This is a genomic window from Fervidobacterium pennivorans DSM 9078 (genome assembly GCF_000235405.2).
Classification (GTDB): Bacteria; Thermotogota; Thermotogae; order Thermotogales; family Fervidobacteriaceae; genus Fervidobacterium; species Fervidobacterium pennivorans.
Map to the genome: position 1 here is coordinate 1738080 of NC_017095.1, position 21442 is coordinate 1759521.

Sequence of the window (21442 nt, forward strand, 5' to 3'; positions counted from 1 at the left end):
TGCTTCTGGAGGTTAGGGCTTTGAAAACAGTAAGTCTTTATGTGGACAAAGACACTTTTGTTCACAAGCTTGAACCTGTGACAAAACTCTGGTATGCATTTACATCTGTTATTTTGAGCTTTATATTCCCATCCATTTGGATGGGACTTCTCTTTCTTTCAATTTCCGTTTTTCTTTCACTTGTGGCGCGTGTTTTAAAAAATATGGTTGGATTTGTAAGTGCTGTCTTGGTTGTTTCACTGACGATGTTGGTGATTCAAGGAATGTTTTACAAAGAAAATGCCACGCTTGTTTTTACAATCGGTGACTTGAAATTTTACAAAGAAGGCTTGGTCCATGCAACGTTGCTTATAATACGCATTGTAAATATGATAACAGCTTTTGGATTGTTGATATTAACGACCAGACCTTCAGATATGGTGACAAACCTTGTTCAGAAAGGGTTGTCACCAAAGCTAGGTTATATCCTATCATCAGTTCTCCAAATCATTCCTCAAATGCTCTCCGCTGCATCAACAATAATAGATGCCCAACGTTCAAGAGGTCTTGAGACAGAAGGAAACTTTTCTCAAAAATTAAAAGCTTTTTTTGCTCTTATCGGTCCTCTTGTTTTGAGTTCCCTTGTTGAAGCAAGGGAAAGAGCGGTTGCTATTGAAGTGAGAGGATTCGGTGCCACTAAAAGACCTACATTTGTTAAATTGATACCGGAAACGCGTACCGACAGGTTTGTTAAATTTATAATGAAATTTGTTTTGGTCATCGCTGTTGTTTGGAGGGTTACCTTGTGGATACTGAAGTGAAAAAAATCGTTGTAGAAAACCTTTCATACACATATCCACTTTCCAAAATAAAAGCTCTAGATAACGTTAGTTTCTCGATTTTTCCAGGAGAGTCTGTGGGGATTATCGGCAGGAACGGAGCTGGTAAATCTACGTTGTGTTTGGCGCTTACAGGATTGGTACCTTCATTTTTCGGTGGAAAACGTTCGGGTAGAGTGCTTATCGATGGGACAGATGTGCTTGATATTCCTAAAGAAAAATTGGTAAGAAAAATAGGTTTGGTTCTTCAAAATCCATTTTCACAAATCAGTGGAGCAAAAATGACTGTCTTTGAGGAAGTAGCATTTGGGTTAGAAAACGTTGGCTTGGAAAGAGATGAAATACTTGAAAAGGTTGAGAAAATTCTTCGCCGGTTGGACCTTTGGAGCAAAAGAGACCAAAACCCTTTTGAACTTTCCGGAGGACAGTTACAAAGACTTGCTATTGCTAGTGTGCTCGCATTGGAACCAGAGATTTTAGTATTAGACGAACCAACGTCACAACTTGACCCGCAAGGGACAACGGAAGTTTTTGAAGTGTTATCTGAGTTGAAGAAAATGGGAATTACAATAATCTTAGTAGAACATAAATTTGAAAAGCTTGTTGAACATGTGGACAAGCTTATTTTTCTTCACGAAGGAAAACTGATAGGTTTTAGCACTCCTGAAGAGATTTTTTCAATGAGGGAAATAGATGAATACAATGTTGGTGAACCAATATACACATCTGTGTGTAAAAAACTAAACGCAAGAAAGCCTAATGGCAAATATCCAGTGCATTTTGAAGAAGCGGTTGAAGTATTGAAAGGAGCTCTCAAAAGGCATGGCACAAATGGTTAATGAAAGGTCGATAAAAATTGAAAATTTGTGGTTTGCATACAAAAGCGAAGAATATGTTCTCAAAGGGATTTCGCTTACCATTGATGAGAGACCTACTGCTATTGTTGGTCAAAATGGTGCTGGTAAGACTACTTTTGTAAAGCTATTAAAGGCTCTTTTGAAACCAACGAAGGGCGATATCTGGATATTTGGTCAAAATACAAAAGATACAACTGCTGCAAAGCTTGCAAAGACGGTTGGTTTGGTTTTCCAAAATCCATCGGATCAAATATTCAAAAGCAAGGTTTTGGACGAGGTCATGTTTGGACCGTTGAATGTTTTTAAAGATAAACATAAGGCCTACGAAAACTCGTTAAGGGCTCTTGAAATTGTGGGACTTAGTGATAAAAAAGAAGAACATCCGTATGATTTAACCCTTTCTGAAAGAAAACTTCTTTGCCTTGCATCAGTTCTTGCTATGGAACCAGAAGTGATAATACTTGACGAACCCACTATTGCTCAAGATAGATATTCAACAAAGTTAATATCCGAAATTATTCAACAACTTGTATCATTAAGAAAGTTTGTAATAACAATTACCCATGATATGGACTTTGTCCTTGAGAATTTTTCCAGAACGATAGTTTTTACCGATGGTGTTGTAATATCAGATGGTGAAACTGAAAAGGTGCTATCTGATGATAGAGCTTTGGAGAAGGCGCACTTAGAAGTACCATGGCTTATAAAATTAGCTCGGAGAATTGGTGTTAATTATGATGAGATAAAAAATTTGAGAGTTTGAGAAGCTGGAGGGGATTTCGATGCTGAATTCTTTCGTTTTGCTATTTATCGCTGTGATTGTTCTCAAGGTGTTGTGGGATATCACCCTTGATCTTATAAACATGCGATACTCCACAAGTCCAAATGCGAAGATACCAGATGTGCTAAAAGACAAGATTTCCGAGGAAGATTTTGAAAAAGCAAAGAGGTATCTCAAAGATAGAGTTACCCTCGGGGTGATTATGAAGATTACATCGCTTATTCTCACATTGGTTTACGTGTTTTTCCTATTTCCATTTCTTGAAAAAGTCCTGGAAAGCAAGGGATCATTCATAGTCCAGTCGCTATTATTCTTTGGAATCTATGCTTTGATTGATTATTTAGTTGAACTGCCATTCAAAGTGTATTCCATCTTTGTTATTGAACAAAAATACGGCTTCAACACAACAACTCCAAAATTATTTGTAAGAGACCAGATAATCGGAATCATACTTGGAGTTATCATAGGTGTGCCCATAATTTCCATCATGATGTGGCTTTTGAACAAGTTTACAGTCTGGTGGTGGCAACTTTCGATACTATCGACTGCATTCTTGTTGTTCTTCATGATTATCCAACCGTTAGTTATAGCTCCCCTCTTTTACAAATTTTCCGAATTGGATGATGAGGAGTTAAAATCGAAATTGCGAGCATTGTTGGATAAGTCGGGTGTTAAGGTTCCACATATTTACAAAATGGATGCGTCCAAGCGAACAAAAAAGCAGAATGCTTATCTCACCGGTATTGGAAAGTCAAGGCGACTCGTGTTGTTCGATACGATTTTGAGCTACAATCATGATGAAGTTCTTTCGATTGTTGGACACGAGCTTGGACATCATGTGAAAAAGCATATACCGAAACTTCTGTTAATAGACATTGTATTCATATCATTTGTGCTTTACATTACAAACGTAGTTTACCGATTTATTCTCGAAACGAGAATTTTTGGAGTTTCTCAGCCATACACAGTATTCGCTTATTCTTTTTTATTCGTTTCATCGCTGGTGTTTTTCTTAGAACCAATTTTGAATTACCTTTCCCGAAAGATGGAATACGAAGCGGATGAATACTCTGCCAAACTATTAGGCACTCCAGAACCTTTGATATCTTCTTTGAAAAGATTAGTAAAAGAGAATCTATCAAATCCCAACCCAATGCCACTTTACAAGGTCTGGCATTACAACCATCCTGCACCAGAAGAGAGGATTAAAAGGTTGATGGAAATGGGGGTAATTGATAGAGATGGCTAGAAAACGTCAAAAACAAACTACCTCACTAAGTAGTGTTCTAATTGCAATTATTGTAGCACTTGTTCTGTTTTTCCAATCACAAGGTGAATACAAAAAGTGTTACGTTGTTGAAGTTGTTGATGGGGATACTCTAAAGGTAAACTTGGCTGGTGAAGAGTACAAAGTTAGACTTATCGGAGTTAACACACCAGAGACCAACCACCCTGTTAAACGCGTAGAACCATATGGTCCTGAAGCAAAAGCCTTCACAAAGAAAATGCTAACAGGAAGAACAGTTTACTTGGAATTCGATGTCCAAGAAAAGGATAGATATGGAAGACTACTTGCGTACGTTTGGCTCGAAAAACCAAGTCAGATAACTGATGAAGAGATAAGAACCAAGATGTTCAATGCGATACTTCTTCTTGAAGGCTACGCACAAGTTATGACGGTCCAGCCCAATGTAAAGTATGTTGATTACTTCTTGCAGTATCAACGCGAAGCAATGGAAGCTGGCAGAGGTTTGTGGGGACTTGCAGTGTATCAAAAAAGCAAGAAGAAAAAATAATTCGTGGGCATTGATTAAATACAATAAACTCTTTTTCTTCAAGCAAAAGTGCGCAAAAATCAGATTTTGTAAAGATAAAGAGATGAAAAGAAACAAAGAAGGTAATAAATTAACAGAATTTACAGCTTAAGTAAAGCAAATGCAGTTTTTTTAAACCCTAAGCATTCGTGATATAATTATCATGACCCACACTATTCAAGGGGAGGGGATTGGGTATGAAGAAACTGGCGGTATTGCTCGTGGTCGCTCTATTCATCACTTCTCTTTACGCTGCGCTTGGTTTCAAGATAGGTGTTGTCACGGGAACGGTTTCACAAGGTGAGGATGAGTACAGGGGTGCGGAAAACGTTGTTAAAAAATACGGAAAAGAAATTATCCACGTAACGTACCCAGACAAATTCATGCAAGAGCAAGAAACAACGATCGCAAGAATCGTAGAACTTGCTTACGATCCTCAAGTTAAAGCGATAGTTATTTGTCAAGGTGTTCCTGGCACAACAGCGGCCATTAGAAGGGTTAAGGAAATGAGAAAGGACATTGTTTTTGTTGTCGGTGTTCCTCACGAAGACCCAGCGGTTATTTCTTCCGCAGCCGACGTCATACTTGAAGTTGACACACCTGGTCGTGGAAGGACAATCGTTGAACTCGCAAAGAAGCTGGGTGTTGAAACGATTATCCACTATTCATTCCCGAGACACATGAGCTATAAGCTACTTGCTGAGAGAAAAGACATCATGGAAAAGACAGCTAAGGAAATGGGTATCAACTTCGTGTTCGTTTCTGCTCCAGACCCACTTGGTGAACAAGGTTTGACCGGTGCACAGCAGTTTATACTTGAAGACGTTCCAAGACAACTTGCAAAATACGGTCCAAAGACCGGTTTCTTCTCAACAAACTGTGGTATGCAGGAACCACTCCAGAAAGCAATTCTCAAGCACGGCGGTTATTATCTCGAACCATGCTGTCCATCTCCAACACACGGATTCCCAGGAACACTTGGAATTAAAATACCAGATGATAAGAAAGGTGATATGACCTACATACTTAGAGTCGTAAACCAAAAAATCGTTGAAATGGGCGGTGCGGGTAGGTTCGCAACTTGGCCAGTTCCAATGAACATGCTCTTTGTAGAAGCTGGAGTAGAGATTGCTAAAGCTCTGGTACAGAAAAAAGTTAGTCCAACTAATCTCAACGGTATAAAACTTATAGTGACAGAAGAAGCGAAAAAGAAATATCCAAAAGCTGAGTTGCAGGTTAGAACTCTTGATCCTTACAAGAACTACTACATGTTTATCCACAAATCAGTCATATTTGGAGTTGACAAATTCTAATACGTTTAAAGCCTAACATTTGAAACCAAGGTGTCGGCGGCTGCCGACACCTTTCAATTAAACCTTAGGGTTTTTTGTTTCTTTCTCTCAGTGTAGGACGTCTTTTAGAGCCTTTAAATAGGGGGATGAGCTATGAAAACTGTTTTAGAAATGAGGAACATTTCAAAGTTTTATTACGGGAACCAGGTCTTGAAGAACGTTTCTATCTCAGTGGGAGAAGGTGAGATACTTGGACTGGTAGGTGAAAACGGAGCGGGTAAGTCGACTCTCATGAACATTCTTTTTGGAATGCCGGTTATACATTCCACAGGAGGATTCGAAGGAGAAATTATCTTCGAAGGGCAAAAGGTTGATATAGATTCTCCATCGAAAGCTATGGAGCTTGGAATAGGAATGGTCCACCAGGAATTTATGCTACTTCCTGGATTTACGGTGACGGAGAATATAAAGCTTAACAGAGAAATTACCAGACCTAACTTACTCAGTAAGATGTTAGGGACCAAGGGAAAAAGACTCGAAACTTTAGATATCCCGGCCATGCGAAGAGATGCGCGCCAAGCACTTGATACCATTAAGATGCATTCGATTGACGAGATGGAATACGTTGCTTCATTACCTGTTGCTCATAAACAATTTGTCGAAATAGCGCGCGAAATTGACAAAAGAACATTGAAGCTCCTTGTATTAGATGAACCTACCGCTGTCTTAACTGAATCAGAGGCGGAAAATTTATTGAACATTATCAGATTACTTTCCGAAAAAGGTATTTCTATAATTTTTATCTCTCACCGTCTGCACGAAATACTCGAAGTGGCGCATAGGATAGTCATACTTAGAGATGGTCAAGTTGTTGCTGAGGGCAGGAAAGAAGAGTTTACAGTATACCAAATTGCAGAAAAAATGGTTGGTCGAAAGATAGAAAATGTTCAACTTCCGCCGAGAAAGAAAGAGATAAGTGAAAATAATGTAATAATGTCGATAAAGCATCTGAAAGTTCATATGCCGGGTGAGGAAGTTAAAGATTTCTCGATTGATATAAGAGAAGGTGAAATCTTAGGAATTGGTGGATTGGCTGGTCAGGGTAAGCTTGGAATTGCGAACGGTATTTTTGGACTCTACCCTGCCGAAGGTGATGTGACTTATATGGGCAAGTCTTATCAGTTAAATTCTCCAATGTATGCATTGAAGAGTGGAATTGTTTATGTTTCTGAGGACCGCAGGGGTGTTGGCTTATTACTTGACGAGTCTGTCGAAATGAACATAGTTGCAACCGCTATCACAGCATTTGGAATGTTTACAAAGAAATTCTTGGGCTTTACTGTATACGATAGAAAAGCTATTAGACAACATGCAGAGAATTTGATAAAAGAGCTGGACATTCGATGCAAAGGACCTACACAACCTGTAAGGAGACTCAGCGGTGGTAACCAACAAAAGGTCTGTCTTGCACGTGCGTTTACATTGAATCCAAAGCTCTTGTTTGTATCAGAGCCGACACGAGGAATAGATGTCGGTGCAAAAAAACTTGTGCTTGATTACTTAGTAAAACTCAACAGAGAGCATGGGATTACCATCGTACTTACCTCGAGTGAATTGGCAGAATTGAAGTCTATATGTGACAGAATAGCAATCGTTGCTGAAGGTAAGCTCGCTGCAGTCCTACCACCAACAGCTCCAGATGTTGAATTTGGTTTAGCTATGGCTGGCGAGTTAAAGGAGGTAAAAGTAAATGGGTGAGACTATGGATATCAAGAGCTTAGTTACACAGATTTTTAGGAAAGTCGACATCCCAATATTGGTTATCATCCTTTTTCTATTATCTTTGTTTGTTTTGGCTGCGTTTACTACAATTTCAATACCAGGATTAATAAGCGATTCATTGGTGAGAATTGGTATGAACGGTGTATTAGTTCTTGCTATGCTTCCAACAATTAGAGCAGGCATAGGTCCGAACTTTGGATTACCCGTTGGTATTATTGGTGGGTTGTTGGGAATGCTTATCGTCATGGAAAATCAGATAATGGGACCTATAGGTTTTTTTGTGGCAGTTGTTATTTCGATAGGCTTTAACCTGATTTTTGGTTGGATATACGCTTGGTTGCTTGACAAGGTGCGTGGTCAGGAAATGATGGTGGAAACATATGTTGGATACTCGATAGTTGCGTTTATGTCTATTATGTGGCTTGTGCTTCCTTTTAGAAATCCTGAGATGGTATGGGCAATTGGTGGCGTGGGATTGAGATATACGCTAACACTTCAGGGATACTTTGATAAAGTTTTGAACAACTTCCTAAGGTTTAGAATCTTCGGAGACCTATACTTTCCAACTGGTTTGATACTGTTCTTTGCCTTAATGTGTTTCATTGTATATTTATTCTTCAAAACACGGGCGGGATTGTCTATCGATTTGGTAGGTCAAAATGAAATGTACGCGATTAGTTCAGGTATAAAGCCAAGAGCTGCGCGAAGAAATGCGGTTATCCTGTCAACAGTTTTGGCAGGTATAGGTATCATTGTGTATGCTCAAAGCTATGGTTTTGTACAACTTTACCAGGCACCTTTGTTTATGACATTTCCCGCGGTTGCTTCAATTCTAATAGGTGGTGCTTCAATAAGGCGAGCTACTATAACAAACGTTGTAATGGGAACAGTTATCTTTCAAACTCTTCTGACTGTCGCGTTGCCAGTGCTGAGTCAAGTAACACGTGGTGATATCACCGAGGTTATGAGACTCATAGTCAGTAATGGCATGATACTCTACGCACTGACGCGCGCGCCAAAGGAGGCAAACTGATATGGAAAAGAATGTAAAAAACAGAATAAAATTAATCCTTCTGAACAATATAGTTCCCATAACTTTCTTCGTACTTACCTTAGGGGCTGTTATTGCAGCAAAGATTCCTCCTTTGTTCCTGATATCCGAAGTTGTTCGAAGACTTAGTAGAAATACATTCTTAGTCCTTGCACTTATAATACCAGTTGTTGCGGGGCTTGGCTTGAATTTTGCGATAGTCTTGGGTGCTATGGCAGCTCAAGCTGCACTCTTTTTCGTTGTGGATTGGAACATCACGGGTGTAAAAGGTGTTCTACTGTCAATGATTATCGCAAGCCTACTTTCAATCTTTCTTGGTTGGCTTGTCGGTTTAACACTAAACAGGGCAAAAGGACGAGAGATGATAACGTCCATGATTCTTGGGTTCTTTGCAAATGGTGTTTATCAGCTCATATTCTTATTCTTTATTGGTTCACTTATACCATTTTCGAAGACAGATATGCTCTTACCACAGGGTGTTGGTTTGAGGAACACCGTAGACCTTTATGGGACGGTTGCAGGTGCATTGAATGATATACTCGTTGTGAACATAAAGTTTATAAACATATTTATCATCCCGCTTCTATTTGTAGTGGGGTTGTGTTTATTCATAACCTTTCTTTTGAAGACAAAACTTGGGCAGGACTTCAAAGCAGTTGGTCAGGATATGCACATCGCAAGGACTGCCGGTATTGACGTCGACAAAACAAGAATTATAGCGGTCATCTACTCAACTGTACTTGCGGCAATTGGGCAGGTCATATATCTACAAGACATAGGAACGATAAATACATACAACAGTCATGAGCAGATAGGTCTTTTCTCAATTGCTGCGCTCTTAGTTGGTGGTGCGTCCGTTAGAAAAGCCTCTATATGGAACGCTATAATCGGCGTAATACTTTTCCATACACTCTTTGTCGTTGCACCAAGCGCAGGTAACAGATTGTTCGGGCAGCCACAGATAGGAGAGTTCTTCAGAGAATTTATGGCTTATGCTGTTATCGCATTTGCACTTGCAATGCATGGTTGGAGGGCAAGAAAGGCAAAACATTAATTGAATATCTCGAGAAACAATAACGGGGGACAAGTCCCCCGTTTTTTCATAAGTTGATTACTATTCACCGTTCAAATCATTTTCTGTACCAGTACGAAATCATAACCTTACCTGTAGAGGTTGGTAGTGCACTTATAGCAAACAAAACATCTTTTCCTGAAAGAATAATTAGATAGGAAGGTCCTGAGCTTTTTGCAAGTTCAAAGCGATACCTGTTTTTCCCAAGTTCTTTAACCGTGACATTCTCTGTTTTGAAAGTAAATCCCGAATCGAGGACTAGTTCAACCTCAACACCTTTCTTGCCCTTAGGATACTTAATCTCAATGTCATGTGGGTGTTTCTTAGGTTTTGGCAACTTCACTGATTTTCCTTCAACTAAATCATAAGTGGCTGAGATTCCAACGGAGAAATTTAAGCCAAAATTCTGGCTTAGATAAAACGAAAGTTGCAAAGTTATATCGGGCACTTTTGACTTTTGCTCTTTCGAGGCAGCAAATATCAAGATAAATGATAGTAAAAGCACCAACAGTATGGAAAGACGTTTCATAAGCAGCACCTCCTTGATTTTAGTACATAATAATTATACCACTAATGGAGGTGAAATGATATGAAGGATGAGTTCCTAACCTCAGATGGTATAAAGATTGAGTACGAGTACAACTGCCAGAAAAACGATGATTTGGATGGTGAAACTGTCGCGATAGTCTTTTTGAACGGCATATTTATGCACTATGAAAGTTGGAAAATACTTTCAAAAGGTATTCCTCAAAACATTCCAGTGTTGTTTCACAATTTCCGCTGTCAGTGGGGTTCTGGCTGTGCAGAAGATAAAGAATGTTCATTTGAAAGACATGTGGAAGATCTAAAAGAACTTTTAGATTACCTTGGCATTAAAAAGGCTAAGTTCATTGGCACATCGTATGGCGGAGAAGTTGGTATGCTTTTTGGAGCAACGTATCCAGAATACGTAGAGGCGATGATGATTATCACTTCTACAGCACGTGTTGACAAAGTCATGGAAAGCAAAGTTTTGAGATGGAAAGATGGTGCCAAAAGTAGAAACTCTGAAATTTTTGTCAACAGCTGGCTTACAGATGTGTACAGTGAAGGGTACATAAATTCTATCAACAATCTATCTCAGATTATTGCCTCAAGACTCACAGGATTTAATTACGAAGGTGCTGTGAGGTTGCTCAATGTGTTTCTTAGATTAAACGACCTAAACCTACTCGAGAAAGTCAAGAATTTTGAATTTCCGGTTTTAATTATCTCAGCTGAAGAAGATAATATAAAACCAAAGAAATTTAGCGAAGAAATTTACAGACAACTAAAAAATGCCTTGCATTTAACAATTCCAAATTCAGGACATGCAGTTGTAGTTGAAAAGCCGAAAGAGATTGGTTATTTGATAAGTACATTTGTTAGAAACTGGAAATTATAAAAATTCTTCAATGGGTTAATTAAAACGCGAACGGAGGAGATTTATTTATATGGTGTATATGAAAAAGCACGTAAGTTTTCTCTTATGTCTATTGTCTTTTCAATACTCAGTTCTTCCCATTCACCGATAGTTTCAAACATGTCCGGCACAGATATATCTAACGCTATTCCAAGAAAAGGATGGTAGTTTTGTGTGGTTGACATTCCGAGCCGTAAAAGGCGAGAGTTTGTACTTTCAGGTGGGTACACCTAAAACTGATAAGTACAAAGAATTAAAGCCAGCAGTTGCAATCGTAGGTCCGGGATTGCCAAAAACAAGCAATTTGCCATTTGAAATTCCACATGATATGGGTGCATTTCTATTTGAATCAACAGACCCACCACAAGCGTTCTATGAATCTGTGACCGATACAAATTCCTGGATTCACATTACAAAGACGATAGCTGTGCCAAAAACAGGAAAATACTACCTTGTAGGATATTTCGCGCCTAACGGACAAGTGGGAAATCTGTTTATCACTGTTAGAAAGCCGGAAAGATTCACTTAGGAGGACATTGTCAACGTTTTCAAAATCTTGCCGGAAATAAGAGCGTTTTATGGACTTTCTGGTCTGCCTGGATGAATGATGTTGTTATAGGGTTATCCATAATAGGCTTATTAGCTTTATTGGTATATTTTTTTCGCTAATTTGAAAGGAAACATGAAATAATCTCACTCATAAATATCACTGATACCTCCCAAACCGGCATTTGTATTCTGTTGCATCTTAACTTTTCGATGCCAGTAGAATATTTCTGCTATCTTTGCTCATTCTAACATCGAGTGACAATTTTCTTGTTTTAAGATGTAAATGAGTGTGTTATCTTTCAAAATAACTCCACAAGAAAGGCATGTTGACAACGTATGGTTTAAAAAACACCTACTCTAAAAACAGAGGTCCATATAAGTCTTTTATCAAATCTTTCAGAAGTTTTTGTATATTTTCATCACTTCTCTTGAACAACTTTTTCAAATCTGGATTGATTTCGTTGCTTGGACTCTCCCACGGCCTTATACCGTTCAATTTCCTGTATTCTCCTGAAATCCAAAGGTATTTATGCAATTCTGAAACAGACGTTTTAAAGTCAAGAGAATTCAAAAGCATATAAAAATCGTGATAAAAATCGCTGTAAGTTGAGTATTTCTTGCTAGCTTTAATTTCCTCGTTTAGGTGGTAAACTACCATACGGGTTGTGACGGAATTGTAGATAGGGAATTTCTCACTTAAGAAAATATGAGCTAAAGCTGAAGAAAAGCTTATGTAGTGTTTTTCTTTTCCATTGTCTCCATTATTTCTAAGTACAACAGTTGACAATTTATCCACAAATTCAGGTTCTAAAGTAATCCCTTCCTGCGAGACAACTTCTGATATATGATAGGCAACATCATACACCCTGAAGATATTGGTGTTATAAAGTGAATTTACAACCGCAACTTTGACAAGTGTGGATTGCAGTGTGAAGTCTGGGAAGGTGTTTCTAACTTTTTTAAGTGCTTTCTCAATGTTTAGAAGTTCGCTAGATAAATCGTATAACTTAACGGCCGACTCAACTTGTTCTTTAAATATCTTTATCATCTTACCACCTCTATGGTGTTTTCGACGTGCTATCACTATTCTACAACAAATAGTCTTATTTTGTTCCGGAGTATTTGCAAAAGATTGCTACAAAAAAAGCGGAGCTCTTTACCAGCCCCGCTTTGTTACCTACATTTTAGTTTGCTTTTTGATTATTTGATTATCTCTTCCCAGGCTTTGTTGTACAGATCAATATGTTCTCCAATGTAGTCTATTATTTCGCAGTTGCCAAGTTCGTCGAGCGTGTAGAGTGGCTCAACTTTTTTATATTTTTGTGCATCGGTGATAGGAGATGGTATCATCAAATAGTCAGATATCTGAGCTGCAATTTCTGGTCTCAGAATGAAGTTTATAAATTTGTATGCCAGGTCCTTGTTTTTGGCATCCTTTAGAATTACCATGTTGTCAATCCAGAGTGTTCCACCTTCCTTTGGAACAAAGAACTCAAAATTCTCTAAATCTTCTTCAGGAATCAGTTGGAACACGTTCTCAGGATATCCGTGCACAACCCAGAATTCCCCATTCACAACACCTTGTGCATAAGTTGTTGCATCAAATTTGACGATATTTTCTTTCCATTTCAATATGACTTGCTTTGCTTGTTCGATTTCGTCTGGATTTGTTGTGTTCACCGAATACCCAAGGTATTTCAACGCAGCTCCAAAAACTTCGCGCATATCGTCAAGGAGTGTCATTTTGCCTTTCAAATCAGCACGTTCGTATATACTCCAAGACTTTTCGTAGTCTTTGAGGTATTTCTTGTTCACTATCAAACCTGTAGCGCCCATCATATATGGGACTGAGTATTCGTGATTTGGGTCATATGTTGTTTTAGATAAGACGATAGGGTCGATATTTTTGAAATTTGGTATTTTGCTTAAGTCAAGTTTTTCCAAAAGTCCTTCATTAATCATCATTTTAACGTGGTCACCTGAGGGAAAAACTATGTCGTATCCTGTTCCGCCCGATTTAATCTTTGCAAACATCTCTTCGTTTGATGCATACGTGTCGTAAATGACCTTACAGTTGTACTCTTTTTCAAATTGTTGGATAACTTCTTCTGGGATATAATCTGCCCAGTTGTAGATGCGCAAAACACTTGATTTGTTGCATGAAGAAAGTAAGAAGAATACCGAAAAAACGACTATCACAAAGGCAAACAACAAGAATTTTTTCATGCCCATCCTCCTCCCCGTTAAATTTGCGACCAGAAAAGTTCATTTACTCTAATAATTATAACATAAAGTCAGAAATTTATGTAAAAGCAAAGTTGTAAAACCCAAACGTTTTGGGGTAAAATAATAAAAAACAAATAACCACATCCCACATAGTGTATGGGAACGCCGGTGCAAATCCGGGGCTGCCCAGCAACCGTGAGTGGGGACGAAATCCGCATAAAAGCCACTGGCTCAGGTTTTTGAGCTGGGAAGGCGTGGAGAGTAGGATGATCCACGAGCCGGGAGACCGACTATGTGGGAATCAATTCCCGACAGCTCGGGCTGTTTGGGAAATTTTTTCTTTGATTAATAAAAGCAGATAGTGTTAACTTGTAGTGATGAAAGAGTGTAAGTGTGAAAGAATGAGATTGATATTACCATTGTGCGTTTTCCAAAGATTCTTCACTACACAAAATCCTTGAATATATTTCGCTAAATTCTTCGTATTCTTCAGCCCTCGCTTGAGTCGGAAAAAGTCTTTCAACAATGAAAACTTAGATTCACATTGATTGTTTTTACCGAGCGGTACCACTACGTGATTGATATTTCTGAACAACAGCTTTACTGCACTTTCATATGCACCAAGTCCATCAGTAATAAGTTCAATGTTTCTAGGTTTTGAATTACCAAAGAACTTCTCGAGCAATACTTTGACTTGTCCCATATCACGATACTTTGAGACATGCCAACAAAGAATTAAGTTAGTTTCGTGATCAACTAATAGCCAAACATAGTACTTTTGTTCTTTGAACACAAGAACAGTTTCATCAGCATGAACTGAGAAAACATTTTCGATGGTAAATGTTGGAAAAAGTACAGAGAATAAAGTACACAATTTAATAACCCATTTGTATATGGTGACATGAGATACTTTGATATTAAGAGAATGAGCAAGAGAGCGATAAGACATATTGTGTTTCATATACAAAACAAAAGCCTTTAAGACGAAAAAGATAGGGAAGCGGAAATATTTAAATTTCTCAGGAATAAGGGTGACTGGTTCGGGGAGGTTAAAAGGTACTCTATCTTTGGTACGACAAGCTCTACAACGGAAGACAACGAAAGAGCGACGGACTTTGTAAATTTGCATAGATTTACCACAAGAAGTGCATTTGGGATAAGGGAAAGAGAAGTTTTTGCGTTTGTGAGAATGGGAGAGTTTGAAAGAATGATGGCAGAGTTTGCAAAGGAATTGTTGGTTACCGTATTTGTCATGACCGTTTTTGTATAAGCTGGTGGAACCGCATTTTGGACAAGAGAGCGTTGAGTTGTTCATATCGGGATACCTCCTTTGTCGAGAGTTGGTTGGGGGGTGTCCCCTCTTTATAAGGATAATGCGGTTTTTGGAAAGTTTCAATACTTTTAGTTAACATTATCTAAAAGCAAAAGGGGGGTTTACGTATGGAAAAAGGAATGTTTGAAAACGTTTTGAAAGACAGTATCATGAGACGTCTGAACAATTTGACAAAACCTATTGGTAGCCTTGGATACTTGGAAAAAATCGCTTTGAAGATGGGACTAATCCAGAACAAAGTAATACCAGACCTTCCGAAGGTTAAAAGAATTTATGTTTTTGCTGCCGACCATGGTGTGGTAGAACAGGGGGTTTCTGCTTATCCAAAACAAGTTACATACCAAATGGTTCTGAATTTTCTTAACGGCGGTGCGGCCATAAACGTATTTGGTAGACATGTTGGAGCGGATGTTTACGTGGTTGATGCCGGAGTCGATGGAGACTTTGAATTCACACATCCAAATTTAATCAATGCAAAAATTGGTTATGGTACAGCCGATTTTACAAAAGGTCCTGCAATGACAAGAACGCAAGCAATTGAGTGTATTGAAAAAGGAAAAGAGATAGCGAAGAAAGCGATAGAAGAAGGTACAGACCTTCTTGTTTTAGGTGATATGGGGATTGGTAATACTACAACTGCAACGGCTATTTCTGTAGCATTTGGATTTGATATAGACGAGATTCTGGACATAGGTACTCCTATCGATAACGATACATTAGAAAGAAAGCGTCAAGCTGTAGAAAAAGCTATAGAAATAAATAAACCCAATGCCGATGATCCTATTGATGTACTCGAGAAAGTCGGAGGTTTTTGTATTGGTCAGATGGCAGGATTTATAATTGAGGCAACAAGCAGACATATTCCGGTCGTCGTAGATGGTTTTCCGACAACTGCAGCACTTTTGCTAGCTTGGAAGCTTGAACCTAGTGTGCTTGATTTTGTTTTCGCTGGTCACAAATCTAAGGTGAAAGGGCACAAGGTTTTACTTGATGCTATGAACCTTAGACCAATTCTTGACTTAGATATGAGGCTTGGAGAAGGAACTGGTGGAGCTTTGGCAATTTCTATTATAGAAGCGGCAATAAAGATGATACGAGAAATGGCGACATTCGACGATGCGGGTGTATCGAAAGGAAGTGATTCAGTTTGATACTTATAACTGGTGGAATGAAATCAGGTAAGAGTACGTTTGCACTAAACATGGCTTTAAAATACACCAAACGAGCTTTTCTAGCAACTGGTGTTCCGTTTGATGAAGAAATGAGGTTGAGAATAGAAAAGCATAAAGCGGAAAGAAAGGAGCTTTTCGATACTTTCGAAGAACCTGTCAATGTGACGGAAGTTCTCAAAAATATAGATAACAACTACGATGTTATCCTTTTTGAATGCCTTACAACCTACCTTGGCAACCTTTATTATTATCGACTTGATGTTCAGGAGCGTATTGATGGGCTCGTTGATGTTCTAAGCAATATGAGTAGTGATGTTATCGTAGTCACCAATGAAGTTGGTTGGGGAATTATACCTGAGAATCCAATAGCCAGGCAGTATGCCGAAATACTTGGAAAAACTAATACGCGACTAGCTAAGCTCGCAAAAGAAGTTTATCTTGTTGTCTCCGGAATAGGAGTGCGTATTAAATGAGCCAACTATTAGGTACAACATCTTGGGTCATACCTGGCACTTATTACGAAAACGTTGAGTATATAACTCGAAAGTTTCGTAACTTTGAATTCATTGAGCTACTTGTTTACACTTGGGATGATGATACTTACAGGTTATTTGAGCAAGAAAAGGAGCATTTACGCAAAATTGCACTCGAAAGACAAATTAAATATACTGTCCATCTTCCAACAGATAACATTACGAACGTTTTAAATGCATTTAAATACCTTGAGATGAACTTGGATATAGTAAATTATGTGCTACATCCTTTTGAAGATTGCACGGAAAAGGATAAGAAATTATTCCGCGCTCTTTTGTCACATCCAAAGATTTCTATTGAAAATCTAAAAGAGCGAGTATTTAATCATTTACGAACAGTCTTTGACGTAGGGCACCATATTCTAGGAGCCAAAGTGGAAAACAGCTTCATTGATAACATTGTCGAAATCCATATGATGGGCGTTATTGAGGGAAAAGACCACCAAAAACTTGATTTGGAAACACTTGACAAAGTTTACCAAATACTTTCAGGTAGGCTTTTCACGGTGGAGTATCTTTGTTTTGAAATATTTGATGAAGACGAATTGGAGCAGTCCTTAGAATTGTGGGAGGAATTCAAAGACAAAATTTATAACACTGGGAGCATTGAATAACATGTGGAAAGAAGTCCTTACTGACTTTTTACTTACTTTATCATTTATCTCAAGGCTACCTGTCAAGATTAAAAATATTGACGAATGGGAAAAAAGAATAAAACGAATTCCCGTATATTTTCCCGTGATTGGATACATCCCTGGTACTATTTATTCCATTGGAGTTTTATTGGCTCATTCCTTGAGTAATTACAAATTGCTTTTCATTTTCGGAGCGATGGCTATTGGATACTATTTCTTTGACCTCTTCCATTTCGATGGTCTTCTTGATATGTTCGACGGCTTTTTAAACCAGTCAAACAAAGAACGCAGACTTGAGATAATGTCCAAAGGTAATGTTGGACCATTCGCTGTCTTTTATGGCATGCTCCACATCTTGCTCTTTTACCAACTCATGTCAACACTAAACTGGCAAGCATTCCTTTTTGCCTCTGTTTTTGGAAGATATGAAATGGCACTTTTGCTCACCTTTTCGAAACCTGCCAAACCAAAAGGATTGGGTGCTATGCTCTTTCCATACAACAAGCGATACACAGCATATTCGATGATTTTCCTGATACCGTTACTTTTCATTAGCCCGCTAATGTTTTTTATTTCTCTCGCTTTAACCATAACCACGGCATACTTAATCTCCAGAGTTTCGGAAATTAAAATCGGTGGAATCACAGGTGATGTGCTTGGTGGGAGTTGTTTAATATCCCAAATGGTAGTCTTATTAGCATTTTATATATTCCATGCCTTTGGAAGGTGAGAAGATGTATTTAATGGTTGCAGGTACAATGTCGAACGTTGGAAAATCAACGTTAGTAATGGCTTTGTGCAGATACTTTACAAGAAAAGGTCTAAACGTAGCACCTTTCAAATCCCAAAATATGTCAAGAAAGTTTATCAACATCCAAAACGGGAAAGGGAAAATAGCGATAGCCCAGTATGTTCAAGCAATTGCATGCGAAAAAGAACCTACCATGGAATTCAATCCGATATTGATAGTCCCAAAAGAAGGAAAAACACAGGTTTATTTCATGGGTGAATTCATCGACTACTTAACATCTGAGCGTTACATGTTTGATTCAAAAGAAAAATTGTTTGCGCAAATCAGAGACATGCTTGAGAAATTGTCGAAAAACCATGATTTAGTAATCATCGAAGGAGCAGGTGCGTTCGTTGAACCGAACCTCAAAGACTCAGAGATAGTAAACCTTCGAGTTGCAAAGAGTGTTGGTGCGCAAGTTATTCTTGTTTCGGACATCTCAAGGGGTGGAGCATTCGCACAAGTTGCAGGTACCATCGAACTGATGGATAACAAAGAACGAAAACTTTTAAAGGGCTTTGTATTCACCAAATTCCATGGTGACAAATCACTTCTGAAAGACGCCCCACAAATACTTGCTAAAAGATATTCCATCGAATATCTTGGAACAATACCTTACTTTGAAAACAAAATTCCAGACGAAGATTTGTTGACCAAAAAAGAAGGGGAAATCGCTTTGGATGATAAAGCGCAAATTATCAAAGAAATCGATAGAATAACAGACTTCATTATTGAACATATCGACATATCGAAAATTGAACGCATCATTTCTGAAGGGATGTAAAAATAAATGTTGGATACAATTTTTCTTTCTGGAGAGCTTTTTGCTTTACTTTTTGCCATAGTATACGATTTACTTTTCGGTGAATACCCTTCTCAAATTCACCCTGTTGTTTACATGGGATTCGTTGGTAAATGGCTTGACAAAAAACTCAACAAACCTGAAAAAAGTAACTTCCTTAGGTTTATTTTTGGCATGATAGCGCAGACTATTGAAATTGTGCTTTTTCTGGTGATAAGCTTATCACTCATGGTTATATCAAAAAGTGACAACAAAATTTCGCGAATCTTAGGTTTTTTGGGTTCAATTTACTTACTAAAATCTACATTTTCTATCCGGAGCTTGTATGAGCATGTTGCAAGATGTTACACAGATGACGTAGAACTCTTGAGGAAGAACGTTTCGCTTATTGTTTCTCGGGATGTATCAAAGCTTGATAAAGCTCACCTTTACTCTGCTGCAATAGAGAGCTTGGCAGAGAACATCTCAGATAGCATAACCGGTCCGTTGTTTTATTATTCGCTCTTTGGACTTCCCGGTGCAGTTATCTACAGGGTAGTCAACACTTACGATGCGCTCTTTGGCTACAGGAATGAGAAATACGAGTGGTTTGGAAAATCTTCAGCAAGGTTCGATGATTTATTAAACATCGTACCTTCAAGGATTACGGCTTTTGTGATTTCACTCTTCAGTCCTATCAGTTCCTGGAAATACATCTTAAAATACGGAGCAATAAAGATTAACGCGATGTATCCGATGAGTGCTTTTGCGGGAGTCTTAAAAGTGGGGATTGAAAAAATAGGATACTACAAACTTGAGGGAAAAATACCAGAAAAGGAAGATGTCAAAAAAGCACTTAAATTGTATAAAAAGGTCACTGCGATTATCTTACTCATAATAATAACGCTAACGGTGGTGGTGAAATGAATTGAAAGGCGCAAATAACTTTCGCAAGTTTCATGGCGGTATAAAAGATGAAGATATCTTAGATTTCTCAATTTCTGTGAACCCGTTTGTTCCTGGATTTATACTTCAAGTGCTGAGGAAGAAACTACAAAACCTAAGAAGATACACATACATTGAATGGGTTGAAGAGCTGTTCAGAAAATACTTTGGAAGCAACTGTGTAATCGTTGGTGGTGCAACCGAGGCGTTTCATATACTTGGTTGGACATTGATGGAAGACGCACATGTGATAATCCCTACTCCGAATTACACGGAATACGAAAGAGTTGCAACATTCAAAGCAAAGGAGATTATAAAAGTTAATTACGTTGAAGCAAAAGAAATTGAGCTTGATATTTTAAAAAATGTTTTAGAAACTACAGCAACTAAATTAAAAAAGCACAAGAAAATAATTGTGATTACAGGAAACCCGAACAACCCAACAGGTATATACAAAGATTACTCTAATTTACTCGATTGGTCACTAAACAGATATGGAACCGATGTAATATTTATTATCGACGAAGCGTTTATAGACTTTGTGCCCGAAAAAATGAGAGCAGAATTGGATGAAAAGATATATCCGAACTTAATTTTAGTCCGAAGTTTCACGAAAATTCTGGGATTGCCTGGTGTGAGGGTTGGATATGTGAAATCATCACAGTTTAAAGGATTATTTGAGAAATACCGAATGCCGTGGGCGATAGGCGGAGATGGATATACTCTTTTGGAAGCGATAGTGGAAAATAAACAAAACTACGAATACTTTGTGAGACAAACTCAACAATATTTTGCTGAGCAAAGAGAAAGATTTTCTGAATTTATTTATTACCCATCACTCACAAATTACATCGTTGCCAAAGTAGGTGATGTGAAAAAATTCATCGCCAAGCTGAACAAAGAACGCATGCACGCAAGGGAGATGTTCGATTTTGGAATAAATGATAGTGTCAGAATTGGACTTAAAAAGCCAGAAGATAACGAAAAGATGTTGGATTTTCTTATACTTTGGACAAAGGAGATGAAAGGATGAATAAATCTGTAGAACCAGACCAAAAAGGCTATATCCACGTTTACACAGGTAATGGTAAGGGAAAAACAACAGCAGCTTTCGGTTTAGCGTTGAGAGCGGTGTGCGCGGGTAAGAAAGTGTACATCGGGCAGTTTATAAAAGGCATGAAATACAGTGAACTCGATGCACCGAAATACCTGCCAAATTTGGTAATTGAACAATACGGACGAGATTGCTTTATTTTTAACTCACCTACCGAAGAAGATATCAGATTGGCAAAGCAGGGACTTGAAAAGATAGCACAAATTATCTTTTCTGGCGAATACGACGTAGTCGTTATGGACGAAGTGAACGTTGCAGTTTACTACAAACTCTTCCAGCCAGCAGATGTGGTAGAAATTTTGAAAAACAAGCCAGAACATGTGGAAATCATTCTAACTGGTAGATACGCTCCCCAAGAATTCATCGATATTGCAGACTTGGTAACCGAAATGAGAGAAATCAAACATTATTACCAAAAAGGTGTTCTTGCAAGGGAAGGGATTGAATATTGAGCTA

The 21442-nt window shown here is 38.3% G+C and carries 23 protein-coding genes and 1 riboswitch; of the genes, 19 read left to right on the plus strand and 4 right to left on the minus strand.

The annotated features are described in order from the left end of the window. Positions 1-20: 20 nt before the first annotated feature. From FERPE_RS08265 to FERPE_RS08305, 9 genes are all read left to right on the plus strand, one after another. Complete coding sequence (locus tag FERPE_RS08265; protein WP_041262890.1) at positions 21-800, plus strand: energy-coupling factor transporter transmembrane component T family protein; 780 nt, start codon at positions 21-23, stop codon at positions 798-800. Continuing rightward, positions 785-1657 (plus strand): energy-coupling factor ABC transporter ATP-binding protein, encoded by an 873-nt coding sequence (locus FERPE_RS08270; protein WP_014452178.1) that lies wholly within the window; start codon positions 785-787, stop codon positions 1655-1657. Before FERPE_RS08265 ends, FERPE_RS08270 begins: the two co-directional genes overlap by 16 nt. Beyond that, a complete protein-coding gene (locus tag FERPE_RS08275) occupies positions 1641-2438 on the plus strand; it encodes an energy-coupling factor ABC transporter ATP-binding protein (protein WP_014452179.1) in 798 nt (265 codons plus the stop codon). The genes FERPE_RS08270 and FERPE_RS08275 overlap by 17 nt, the downstream gene beginning before the upstream one ends. A 19-nt stretch (positions 2439-2457) precedes the next feature. Next, a complete protein-coding gene (locus FERPE_RS08280; protein ID WP_014452180.1) occupies positions 2458-3705 on the plus strand; it encodes a M48 family metallopeptidase in 1248 nt (415 codons plus the stop codon). Next, entirely contained in the window at positions 3698-4252 is a 555-nt protein-coding gene (locus tag FERPE_RS08285; RefSeq protein ID WP_014452181.1) for a thermonuclease family protein, read from the plus strand. Before FERPE_RS08280 ends, FERPE_RS08285 begins: the two co-directional genes overlap by 8 nt. 215 nt (positions 4253-4467) lie before the next feature. Beyond that, positions 4468-5583, plus strand: coding sequence for a DUF3798 domain-containing protein (locus tag FERPE_RS08290; RefSeq protein WP_014452182.1), 1116 nt, complete (start codon positions 4468-4470; stop codon positions 5581-5583). A gap of 132 nt (positions 5584-5715) precedes the next feature. Continuing rightward, on the plus strand, positions 5716-7320 hold the full coding sequence (locus FERPE_RS08295) for a sugar ABC transporter ATP-binding protein (RefSeq protein ID WP_014452183.1): 1605 nt from the start codon (positions 5716-5718) through the stop codon (positions 7318-7320). Beyond that, positions 7313-8377, plus strand: a complete 1065-nt coding sequence (locus FERPE_RS08300) for an ABC transporter permease subunit (protein WP_014452184.1) — start codon at positions 7313-7315, stop codon at positions 8375-8377. Before FERPE_RS08295 ends, FERPE_RS08300 begins: the two co-directional genes overlap by 8 nt. Before the next feature lies 1 nt (position 8378). Then, entirely contained in the window at positions 8379-9449 is a 1071-nt protein-coding gene (locus FERPE_RS08305; protein ID WP_014452185.1) for an ABC transporter permease subunit, read from the plus strand. Between the two features lie 76 nt (positions 9450-9525). On the opposite strand, the gene FERPE_RS08310 is transcribed toward FERPE_RS08305, so the two are convergent. Then, complete coding sequence (locus FERPE_RS08310) at positions 9526-9996, minus strand: hypothetical protein (protein WP_014452186.1); 471 nt, start codon at positions 9994-9996, stop codon at positions 9526-9528. Positions 9997-10056: 60 nt separating this feature from the next. Here FERPE_RS08310 and FERPE_RS08315 point away from each other — a divergent pair, with 60 nt between their 5' ends. After that, positions 10057-10890, plus strand: coding sequence for an alpha/beta fold hydrolase (locus FERPE_RS08315; protein ID WP_014452187.1), 834 nt, complete (start codon positions 10057-10059; stop codon positions 10888-10890). 190 nt (positions 10891-11080) lie between these two features. Continuing rightward, positions 11081-11437, plus strand: coding sequence for a hypothetical protein (locus FERPE_RS08320; RefSeq protein WP_041262891.1), 357 nt, complete (start codon positions 11081-11083; stop codon positions 11435-11437). Positions 11438-11809: 372 nt separating this feature from the next. Here the strand turns inward: FERPE_RS08320 and FERPE_RS08325 are convergent, their stop codons facing one another. The 3 genes from FERPE_RS08325 to FERPE_RS10645 form a co-directional block, all read right to left on the minus strand. Beyond that, complete coding sequence (locus tag FERPE_RS08325; RefSeq protein WP_014452188.1) at positions 11810-12505, minus strand: hypothetical protein; 696 nt, start codon at positions 12503-12505, stop codon at positions 11810-11812. Positions 12506-12657: 152 nt separating this feature from the next. Continuing rightward, positions 12658-13683 carry an extracellular solute-binding protein gene (locus FERPE_RS08330; RefSeq protein ID WP_014452189.1) on the minus strand — a complete coding sequence of 342 codons (1026 nt, stop codon included), beginning with the start codon at positions 13681-13683 and terminating at the stop codon, positions 12658-12660. A 133-nt stretch (positions 13684-13816) separates the two neighbouring features. Beyond that, positions 13817-13992: riboswitch (cobalamin riboswitch) on the plus strand. A gap of 55 nt (positions 13993-14047) precedes the next feature. Then, positions 14048-14998 carry a DDE-type integrase/transposase/recombinase gene (locus tag FERPE_RS10645; protein ID WP_014452073.1) on the minus strand — a complete coding sequence of 317 codons (951 nt, stop codon included), beginning with the start codon at positions 14996-14998 and terminating at the stop codon, positions 14048-14050. A gap of 125 nt (positions 14999-15123) precedes the next feature. Here FERPE_RS10645 and cobT point away from each other — a divergent pair, with 125 nt between their 5' ends. From cobT to cobO, 8 genes are read left to right on the plus strand one after another with little or no spacing between them, the layout of a single operon-like run. Continuing rightward, the gene (gene cobT, locus FERPE_RS08340; protein ID WP_014452190.1) at positions 15124-16167 is read left to right on the plus strand and encodes a nicotinate-nucleotide--dimethylbenzimidazole phosphoribosyltransferase; all 1044 of its coding nucleotides are present in this window, start codon (positions 15124-15126) and stop codon (positions 16165-16167) included. Continuing rightward, the gene (cobU, locus tag FERPE_RS08345; protein WP_014452191.1) at positions 16164-16661 is read left to right on the plus strand and encodes a bifunctional adenosylcobinamide kinase/adenosylcobinamide-phosphate guanylyltransferase; all 498 of its coding nucleotides are present in this window, start codon (positions 16164-16166) and stop codon (positions 16659-16661) included. Before cobT ends, cobU begins: the two co-directional genes overlap by 4 nt. After that, complete coding sequence (gene cbiR / locus FERPE_RS08350; protein WP_014452192.1) at positions 16658-17335, plus strand: cobamide remodeling phosphodiesterase CbiR; 678 nt, start codon at positions 16658-16660, stop codon at positions 17333-17335. The genes cobU and cbiR overlap by 4 nt, the downstream gene beginning before the upstream one ends. 1 nt (position 17336) lies before the next feature. Next, positions 17337-18086, plus strand: coding sequence for an adenosylcobinamide-GDP ribazoletransferase (locus FERPE_RS08355; RefSeq protein ID WP_014452193.1), 750 nt, complete (start codon positions 17337-17339; stop codon positions 18084-18086). Positions 18087-18090: 4 nt separating this feature from the next. Then, on the plus strand, positions 18091-18930 hold the full coding sequence (locus FERPE_RS08360; protein WP_014452194.1) for a cobyric acid synthase: 840 nt from the start codon (positions 18091-18093) through the stop codon (positions 18928-18930). A 6-nt stretch (positions 18931-18936) separates the two neighbouring features. Next, positions 18937-19854, plus strand: a complete 918-nt coding sequence (gene cbiB, locus FERPE_RS08365) for an adenosylcobinamide-phosphate synthase CbiB (protein WP_014452195.1) — start codon at positions 18937-18939, stop codon at positions 19852-19854. Position 19855: 1 nt separating this feature from the next. Continuing rightward, positions 19856-20905, plus strand: a complete 1050-nt coding sequence (locus FERPE_RS08370) for an aminotransferase class I/II-fold pyridoxal phosphate-dependent enzyme (RefSeq protein ID WP_014452196.1) — start codon at positions 19856-19858, stop codon at positions 20903-20905. Next, positions 20902-21438, plus strand: a complete 537-nt coding sequence (gene cobO / locus FERPE_RS08375) for a cob(I)yrinic acid a,c-diamide adenosyltransferase (protein WP_014452197.1) — start codon at positions 20902-20904, stop codon at positions 21436-21438. The genes FERPE_RS08370 and cobO overlap by 4 nt, the downstream gene beginning before the upstream one ends. Positions 21439-21442: the final 4 nt, after the last annotated feature.